This window comes from Deinococcus sp., assembly GCF_018260405.1.
In the GTDB taxonomy this organism is placed as follows: domain Bacteria; phylum Deinococcota; class Deinococci; order Deinococcales; family Deinococcaceae; genus Deinococcus.
The window spans coordinates 79014-87491 of the sequence record NZ_JAGLBG010000002.1; the positions used below are offsets into that span (position 1 = coordinate 79014).

Genomic DNA, 8478 nt, shown 5'->3' on the forward strand with positions numbered 1-8478 from the left:
GTTGCCTAGCAAAGACAGGGCCAGCGCCCAGTGAATTGAGCGTGGGCATGCGCTGCTGCCTGTACCAGTCCAGGAACAGTCTGATCCTAGGCTGGAGCCTGTCGGTTGGCTGTGGCGCTCGGTACAGTCAGCGTGAGCCAGACCAGCAAGAAGGCGGGAACCCTAAAGCCCCCGCCCCTGCGTTTCAATGCCGTATCAAATGCGGCCCGGAGCCATCTCACCTTCGCGGCGTTCGCTGCCCATGCCCGCCACGATCATGTTCATCACGCGCACCCAGGCGCGGGCGCTGGCTTCCACGACGTCGGTGGCAACACCAGTGCCACTCAGCAGCTTCTCACCGTAGCGGGCGGTGATGCTCACCTCGCCCAGCGCGTCGTCGCCCTTGGTCACGGCCTGAAGGCGGTAGCTTTCCAGCTCCGGGTTCAGGCCCGTGATCTTGGCAATCGCGCTGTACGCCGCTTCGACTGGGCCGTCGCCGTGGGCCGTAGCGTCGACCGGGCCGTCGGGGGTTTGCAGGCGAACGAAGGCCACCGGGGTCATGTTCATGCCGCTGGTAATCTGAAAGCCTTCCAGGCTGAAGGTCTGCGGCACGTCGGCCCGCGACTCCACCAGTGCCCGCAGGTCGTCGCTGTAAATCTGTCCCTTGCGGTCGGCCAGGTCCTTGAAGCGCCCGAACAGGTACTGCACCTTGTCGTCGGGCATGTCCTCATAGCCCAGGTCCGTTAGCGCCTTGCGGAAGGCGGCGCGGCCCGAGTGCTTGCCCATCACCAGCACGGCGGCCTCGCGGCCCACCAGCTCGGCGTTCATGATCTCGTAGGTTTCGCGGGCCTTCAGCACCCCGTCCTGGTGAATGCCGGACTCGTGGGCAAAGGCGTTGTCGCCCACGACGGCCTTGTTGGGTTGCACGGGCATGCCGCTTAGGCGAGAGATCAGGCGGCTGGCGCGGTAGATTTCGCGGGTGTGGATTCCGGTTTCAAAGCCGTAGAAGTCTTTGCGAGTATGAAATGCCATCACAATTTCTTCCAGACTGGCGTTTCCGGCCCGCTCCCCAATGCCGTTGATGGTGCATTCGATCTGCCGTGCGCCGCCCTCGACTGCGGCAATCGAGTTGGCGACCGCCATGCCCAGGTCGTCGTGACAGTGGCTCGACAAGATGATATGAGCGGGCAACTGCTCTTTCAAGAAGGCGAACAGCTTGCGCATTTCCTCGGGGGTGGTGTAGCCAACCGTGTCGGGCACGTTCAGGGTGGTCGCCCCGGCTTCCACAGCTGCCCCGAGAATGCGGGCCAGAAAGTCCCAGTCGCTGCGGGTGGCGTCCTCGGCACTAAATTCCACGTCGTCTACAAAGCTGCGGGCCAGTGTAACGGCCATCACGGCCCGCTCGACCACGGCGTCGGGTTCCAGGTTCAGCTTTTTGGCCATGTGAATGGGGCTGGTGGCAATAAAGGTGTGAATGCGGGGCTTTTCGGCGGCCTCGACCCCTTTGGCGGCGGCCTCGATATCGGCCTTGTTGGCGCGGGCCAGTCCGGCGATGACTGGGCCACGCACCTCGCGGGCAATGCGGCTGACGCCTTCCAGGTCACCGGGGCTGGCAATCGGGAACCCGGCCTCGATCACGTCCACGCCCAGACGGGAGAGCGTGTGGGCAATTTCCAGTTTTTGGGAGTGGTTCAGGGCAACGCCCGGCGACTGTTCGCCGTCACGCAGGGTCGTGTCGAAAATGCGGATGCGCTCGGTGCTTTGGCGGTGGGCGGGCTGGTTCGCGTCGGGCAGGGTCATGTTCGGCTCCTTGATGGTGCAGGTCTTAGGGCTGAAAAACAGAGGAAAACACAAATGAAGCGGCAAAGAAAAACCCCGGAGGCGTTGATTCCTCCGGGGGATGAGCTACTGGCCTGTGTCGCCGTTCACTCCACCGGAGGAAGGCTAAGAAGAAGCAGGCCGAAACTTTGCATGTGCAGAGTGTAGGGGTAGTGGGGGGCCGTTGGCAAGGGGTCACTTGTCAGCTCGCTGCACTTTCGCCTGCACTGAGGATGCAGAGATGAGCGGCGCTGTTCCAGAAGCCCCCGTTATGTTAAAGGCAACGCACGTTAGAATTCCGCTTGCGCCTTGCCGGGCAGCTTCGTATAGATTGCGGCGTCGCTCGGGTTGCTCGCGGCCCGCAGCTGCTGGACAGTGTCGGCGTCGGTGCCGTCGGTCACGTGGTCGAATTCCGGCCCGTTCAGGACGGTTTCGCGTACAGGCATGTCGTGTGACACCGCCCAGTGAACCAGTTCGGCCAGCGCCGTCTGCCCCGCCTCGCCAAAATGGGGGCCGAACGCGGCGGCGCTCAACTGGGCCGTGGCCTGCATTCCCCGACCAGTCATGAACAGGGCGGCGTAGCGAGCACCTTCGCGCTGGCCCTGGCGGTCGGTCAGCAAGATCAGGTGCGAGTCTTGCGGCAAAACCCCGTTCATCACGGCCTGCAAGGTTTCAAGCGGCGCACCGGACAGGCCCAGGGGTTCGGGGATTTGCATAGGCCCCAGCATAGTGCAGTGCAGGTCTAGCGGCAGGCCCAGGGTGCAGGGCGGGCACAGCCGCTACTGTCCTGCGTGCTCCGGCTGCTTTATGCTGCCTGCCATGAAGCAAAAGCTCTCCACACTGGTGGCTCAGGCCCGCGGAGGCCGCGTTGTGCGTACTCCGTTTCTCGACGGTGACGCCATCGACCGCCGCCTTCTTCAGGATCAGGAAATACACCACCGCATCGCCGGAGGCTTTCCCGATGCCCGGCGCGTGGTGCTCACGCTGTATCCGGCTCATATTCCAGAGGTCGGTGCGGGTGTAGCGGTGCTGCGCCTGACCCCGCAGGAAGCGGCCCCCGCCTGGGACGCGCAGGATTTTGCCGTGCAACTGCGCCGTCTGGAGCTGCCCGAAGATCAGCTGGGCGACATTCGTGAAGACCGGGGCGGCGCCTTTCTGGTGGCGGCCACCGGCAAGAGCGCCGAGAAGATCGCCGCGCTGACCGAACTTGGCGGGCGCGAGGTCGAGGTCGAGGAAGTCGGAGAAACAGCAGGCAAGGGCAACAAATTGCGCGAGGTCGTGGTGCCCTCGATGCGCGTTGATGTGGTGGGCGCAAAAGGTTTCGGGGTCAGCCGGGCGTATTTTCAGCAGGGCATAGACGGCGGCAAGGTGCGTCTGAACGGTCAGCCTGCGCGTGCCAGCAGTGAGATCCGCGAGGGCGACAGTCTCAGCGCCGATGGCATGGGGCGCATCGATTTTCGGCGGGTGGTCAACGAGACGCGGCGGGGCAACTTCAAGGTTGAACTGGATGTTCACCGATGATCGACCTGCTTCTGCGTAACCCCGATGTGCCGCCGGAAGAACTGACCGAGCACCTGACGCCCAGCGCCCGCTTTCAGAACGTGCGGTTTGAAAATTACCGCCCCAACCCCGAGTATCCCAGTCAGGCCGAGGCGCGGGATCGGCTAACTGAGTTCGTGCGTAGTGCCCACGCGCAGCCGGGCGGGTTCCGGCTGTTTCGCCGCGCCAAACCTGGCGGCAAGGGCATCTATCTGGACGGCGGCTTCGGCGTGGGCAAAACCCATCTGCTCGCCAGCACCTATTACGCGGCCCGGGAAAGTGGTCTGGGGCAAGTCGCCCTGATGAGTTTTCAGGACCTGATGTACCTGATCGGAGCGCTTGGTATGTCACGCGCCGTGAATACCTTTCGCGGTTACGCCCTGCTGCTGATCGACGAATTTGAGTTAGATGATCCCGGCAACACCCACATGGCGAACACCTTTTTGGAACAGCTGATGCCCGCCGGAACTAGTGTGGTGGCGACCAGCAACACCGAACCGGGGGCGCTGGGCGCGGGCCGCTTCAACGCCGCCGACTTTGCCCGCCAGATTCAGGGCATCGCCTCGCGCTTCGACGCCTGGCGCATTGACGGCCCCGATTACCGCCAGCGCGGAACCGAACCCGAAGAAACGCTCTCGCCCGGTGAATATGCCGAGTGGATGATGCGCCAAGACCCCATGACGACGGCGGTGGTCACGCACCGCGACCTGAACCGCCACCTGCTGGAAGTGCATCCCAGCCGCTTTGCCCGAATGCTGAGCGGAATCGACGCGCTGGCCGTCGAGGACCTGCAAGCCATGCCCGACCAGAACATGGCGCTGCGGTTCGTGCATTTTGTCGACAAGCTCTATGACCTGGGACTGCCCGCTGCGTTTACGGGCGCACGCCTGTCGAGCCTTTACGACGACGGCTACCGCTCGGGCGCATTTGCCAAGAAGTACAGCCGTTCGCTGAGCCGCGTCTCGGAAATGCTGCACGAAGCCCGCCACCCGGCCTAGCTCCAGCATGTTCTGGAACGACCCGGCGAAAGCGGCGCTGAATCAGCTCGGCGAGGTGTTGGAGCTGAACCCAGCAGACCGGGCCCCGCTGTTGCCGCTGCTGCGTGGCGCTCTAAGGAGCGGTGGGGTCGTCGGCCTTTCACGGGCGGGGCGGCAGACGATCGTCTCACTGGCGGGTGTACCGACGGACGGCGTCTTCGAACTGGCGAGCGTGACCAAGCCGTTCACAGCGGCGCTGGTAGGTGGGCTGGTTCAGCAGGGTCGGCTGAGCTGGGAAGGCCGTCTGTCGGCGCTGGGCGGTCCGTTCCGGGGCTTGCCCGCCACCTTTACCCCCTACTCGCTGGCGACCCATACGGCGGGCCTGCCTTTCCACCCGGCCCGCGCCGCGCTAAGGCAGTTCACACAGTTCAACGACCCATACGGCGGCCTGAGTCCCAGGCAAGTCCTGGCAAGTGCCCGGCGCTGGGCACCGCCCGTGGGCCGCCAGCCACCGCGTTTTGCCTACTCCAATCTGGGATTCGGCGTGCTGGCGCTAGCTGCCGCCTACGCTGCCGGAGAAGACCTCTCGGGGCTGGGCTACGGAGTGGGCTACGGAGCTGCGCTGCGCCGCCTAGTAACTGCGCCGCTGGGCCTGGAAAGCGTGACGCTTGTTCCACCGCCCGCCGGTCTGGTTACTCCCCGGGGGGTGCTGGGCAGTTCCGAAACGACCTCCTTCGGCGCCCTGGTCGGGGCCGGGGGCCTGTACGGGAACGCGGCAGACCTACTGGATTTTGCCCGCTCTCAGCTTCAGGGCGCCAGCGGCGCGTTCTGGAGGGCCGCCGCAACACCTCCGGGCCTCAGTGCGCCGCGCAGTGCCGTGGCTCCGGGATGGTTTTACACGCCCCTGGCGACCTCGAAAACGGCTGCGGGTGATGTGGTCTGGCACGACGGCGTAGCGCGTGGCACCCGCACGGCGCTGGGCTTTTGCCCCGCAACGCAGACCGCAGTGGTGGTGCTGGCACGGGGTGGGCTGCCGCTGGCGGGGCAGCGGGCGCTGGTGCCTGTGCTGGCGCTGCGGCTGCTTGGGGTGCGGTTCGAGCCGCGTTCGCCCTGACGCCCCCGCCCTGAACAGAACCTTGCAGCGTTGTCAGCGGCGTGGTATAATCTTTCTCGCCTGAAATAAAGGGCAGTGATGGGGTCATAGCTCAGCTGGGAGAGCGCGTCGTTCGCAATGACGAGGTCAGGGGTTCGATCCCCCTTGACTCCACCACAAAGAAATCCTCCGGAAAGGGCGGACGGGCTGTATACAGATCATCTTGCTTCCCCTTGTTGTGATGTGATTTATCTGTCTGTATCCATAAACAATTGAATGTCAACGGAACAACCGGAATACACCGGGACCGGCAGAAATGATCTTGAGCGCCCCTCGACTGGGACGCTCAATTCCTTTAGTGTGGTTCCGGTTGTTGCTTTTTCTAATGGATCGGGGCGATCCGGTTCCACCAGGCTCTCTGTAAAGAATTAGGTGTCAACGTCAACACGCTCAGACGACGGCAATGTTGCTGTGAATACGGACAACACGACCAACCATCCGGGCAACTCGGCTCGGCGGGATCAGGGCCGTAGCTGGGTCGGAGTATTCCTGGTTGGCGCTGTCGAGTATCCCGCCGGGGCGGAGGCGCTTCACGACATAGCCGTCGTCAACTAGACGGGCTACAACAGGTGAGTTGATCTCAGGTTCAACATTGCGGTCAACAATCACGATGTCTCCGTCGTAGATTGGGCGCTTACCCCCTGCCATGCTGTCTCCGCAAACGTGGAAGGCAATTAGGTCGCGGTTGTCAGCGAACGCTTTTTCAACGTAGACCATGTCATCCGAGTCAATCAGACGCTCTGGACCAGCGCCTACGCAGCCTGCAACGTATACAGGCACCTGCTGCACGCCCAGCACTAGGTCTGCGCCAGGGGCTTCAGGATCGAACAGATACATGATTTCGTGTGTGGGCTTGCCCAATGCTGCGGCTAGCTTCGTGATGCTCTGCCATTTGGGCATGATGGCAACACCCTTAACAACTCGGCCATTCAGCATGTCGTACATCACGGTGTCGCTAAGTCCTGCGTAGGCTGCAAACTCCACCACGTTGGATAGACCTAGCTCGGCAATCTTTTTGGCGACCATCGCGTGCAGCGGTCCCCGGCGCACCTTGCTCTTAGAGTTGCGTTCCTTCGCTGTCATGCGTGAAGTGTAATTGATTTTCCGCAAATGCGGATGTACACTTTACGCATCTGCGGAAATGGAGGTGGCATGTTAGGACCGAAGATCACAAAGCGTATGTCTGAGCTGGGCATAAAAACCCAGTCTGATTTAGCGTCCAGAACGGGCTTATCCGTGAGTTACGTCAATGATTTAATTCGTGGCACACGTGGTAAACGGCTTGGACACATGACGACCCTGAAGCTGGCAAAAGCACTCAAGGTTAAGCCTATTTTTTTTCGCCAGCGATTCCGCAAACGCGGTAAACGGTGCAGCGAATCACGCAAATGCGAGAAGCCGGGTGGGGAATGCCGCACATGAGTAAGAGTCGCGGCGCACTTCTCAATATGACGGAGCTGATGCGTCTGTACGACAGGTCCAAACCGACCATTGAGCGCCACCTGGCTGGACTTCGCAAGGCTGGAACTCCTGCTTACAGCGAAAAAGTCCCTGAACGCCACAGCAAGGGCGGCGTGCTGGTGAGCTACTACGACCCGGCCACACTCGGCTGGGAAGTCCCACGGGGCTGTCTCCATCAAATCCTGGGTGATGGTGACAGCCCCCTGTCTCCATCACCTGTCTCCATCACGTCAAGCTGTCTCCATCAATTGCCGAAAATCACCACGAGCGCGGAGGAAACTGGTTCGCAGGCTCCGCTTACGCCCAAGCTGTCTCCATCACAAAACATGATGGTGACAGCTCCCGGTTTCGACCCGGCCACCATCCTACTGACTCAACATGGTGAGGTCGCCAGCGGGGTGTATGCGGACACAGATGGGGCCTTGGACAAACACAGGGAACTGTTGCCAGTACTCCAGACTCCAGCCGGGACGACCCTTCGGTCACAGGCCATCGAACAGGCGGCACGGCAGCGCGGGGTCAGCACGCGAACGGTGCGCCGCGAAGTGGAAAAGGTGGAGCGCCGGGGCCTCGACGGCCTCAAGAAACACCGTCGTGCCGACGCGGGCAGCTTCCGCTTACCACTTCAGACCTTGCAGATCATCGTGTCCGCGCTGGTCAGCAACTCGCCGACGACCAGCGTGGCCTTCATCCACCGCACTCTGGTGCGGGCTGTACCCGACGCCATGGTGCTGCCACGACGCACAGGAAGAGAGGTGACGGTCACAGCCGTTACCGTAGGCCGCGTCAAGAAGATGATGCTGGACCACCCGACTCTGCGCCTGCTGTTTGCGAACGCGGATGACCGTAAGGAATTCCTGCGCTCGTACACCGGCCAAGTTGTGGCTCTCCACGCGAACGAGATGTGGCAGTTGGACATGACCCGTTGCGACGTAGAAGTTGTGGACCCGGAGACTGGGCGTATCTATAGGCCACGTGTGCAGGCTGTGATTGATGTCTACTCGGGCTGCATTATGGGCATCGCGTTCAGCGAGTCCGAGGATCAGGCGCAGGCCGATCTGGCTCTGATGCGGGCCATCATGCGGAAGTCCGGCCCCCTGGCCGAGCATTACCCGCTGTTTGGGATTCCAAAGCGCCTCTATATCGACAACGGGAAAACTTACTCCAGCGAGCACTTCCACCGCATTGCTGCTGGCCTGGGCATTGAGGTCGTCCACTCCCTTCCCCGCGTCTCCCATACTCGCGGCGCGGTTGAACGCTTTTTCGGGACCCTGCATAACCTCGAACGCGCCATGACCGGCTATGTCGGTCAAAACGCGGTGGACCGCTCCAGCGAGGAACTGAAGAAGCTGCGCGTGGCGACCCAGCGATGGCTGGACACCGGTGTAGACCCTGGCCCCGGCAAGCGCCACCAGACCATTCAGGAGTATCAGAACGCGGTGCTGGCGTGGCTGGTCGTCGAATATAACCAGTGGATGGTGGACGGGCAAACCCGCCTGGAACACTTCCGCGAGACCGCTCCAGACTCCACTCTGCTGGAACTCGACCCCG

General features: G+C 62.3%; 8 protein-coding genes and 1 tRNA gene. 6 read left to right on the forward strand and 3 right to left on the reverse strand.

Annotation, left to right across the window (positions count from 1 at the left end):
* Window positions 1-195 precede the first annotated feature (195 nt).
* Complete coding sequence (locus QZ269_RS00785) at window positions 196-1779, reverse strand: 2-isopropylmalate synthase (RefSeq protein WP_291423256.1); 1584 nt, start codon at window positions 1777-1779, stop codon at window positions 196-198.
* A gap of 308 nt (window positions 1780-2087) precedes the next feature.
* Complete coding sequence (locus QZ269_RS00790) at window positions 2088-2513, reverse strand: DUF3197 domain-containing protein (protein WP_291423258.1); 426 nt, start codon at window positions 2511-2513, stop codon at window positions 2088-2090.
* Between the two features lie 103 nt (window positions 2514-2616).
* On the opposite strand from QZ269_RS00790, the gene QZ269_RS00795 reads away from it, so the two are divergent.
* The 4 genes from QZ269_RS00795 to QZ269_RS00810 all read left to right on the forward strand — a co-directional run bounded on the left by QZ269_RS00795 (window position 2617) and on the right by QZ269_RS00810 (window position 5583).
* A complete protein-coding gene (locus QZ269_RS00795; protein ID WP_291423260.1) occupies window positions 2617-3318 on the forward strand; it encodes a S4 domain-containing protein in 702 nt (233 codons plus the stop codon).
* Window positions 3315-4334 carry a cell division protein ZapE gene (gene zapE, locus QZ269_RS00800; protein WP_291423262.1) on the forward strand — a complete coding sequence of 340 codons (1020 nt, stop codon included), beginning with the start codon at window positions 3315-3317 and terminating at the stop codon, window positions 4332-4334. Before QZ269_RS00795 ends, zapE begins: the two co-directional genes overlap by 4 nt.
* Before the next feature lie 7 nt (window positions 4335-4341).
* Window positions 4342-5427 carry a serine hydrolase gene (locus tag QZ269_RS00805; RefSeq protein ID WP_291423264.1) on the forward strand — a complete coding sequence of 362 codons (1086 nt, stop codon included), beginning with the start codon at window positions 4342-4344 and terminating at the stop codon, window positions 5425-5427.
* A gap of 80 nt (window positions 5428-5507) precedes the next feature.
* Window positions 5508-5583: transfer RNA gene (locus tag QZ269_RS00810), tRNA-Ala, on the forward strand.
* A gap of 273 nt (window positions 5584-5856) precedes the next feature.
* On the opposite strand, the gene QZ269_RS00815 is transcribed toward QZ269_RS00810, so the two are convergent.
* Window positions 5857-6549, reverse strand: a complete 693-nt coding sequence (locus tag QZ269_RS00815; RefSeq protein WP_291423266.1) for a S24 family peptidase — start codon at window positions 6547-6549, stop codon at window positions 5857-5859.
* A gap of 69 nt (window positions 6550-6618) precedes the next feature.
* Between QZ269_RS00815 and QZ269_RS13525 the strand changes: the two genes are divergently transcribed.
* Window positions 6619-6888, forward strand: a complete 270-nt coding sequence (locus tag QZ269_RS13525; protein ID WP_367272177.1) for a helix-turn-helix domain-containing protein — start codon at window positions 6619-6621, stop codon at window positions 6886-6888.
* Window positions 6885-8478, forward strand: a 1594-nt coding sequence (locus QZ269_RS00820; RefSeq protein WP_291423269.1) for a DDE-type integrase/transposase/recombinase, incomplete at its 3' end; no start/stop codon positions are given. The genes QZ269_RS13525 and QZ269_RS00820, both read left to right, overlap by 4 nt.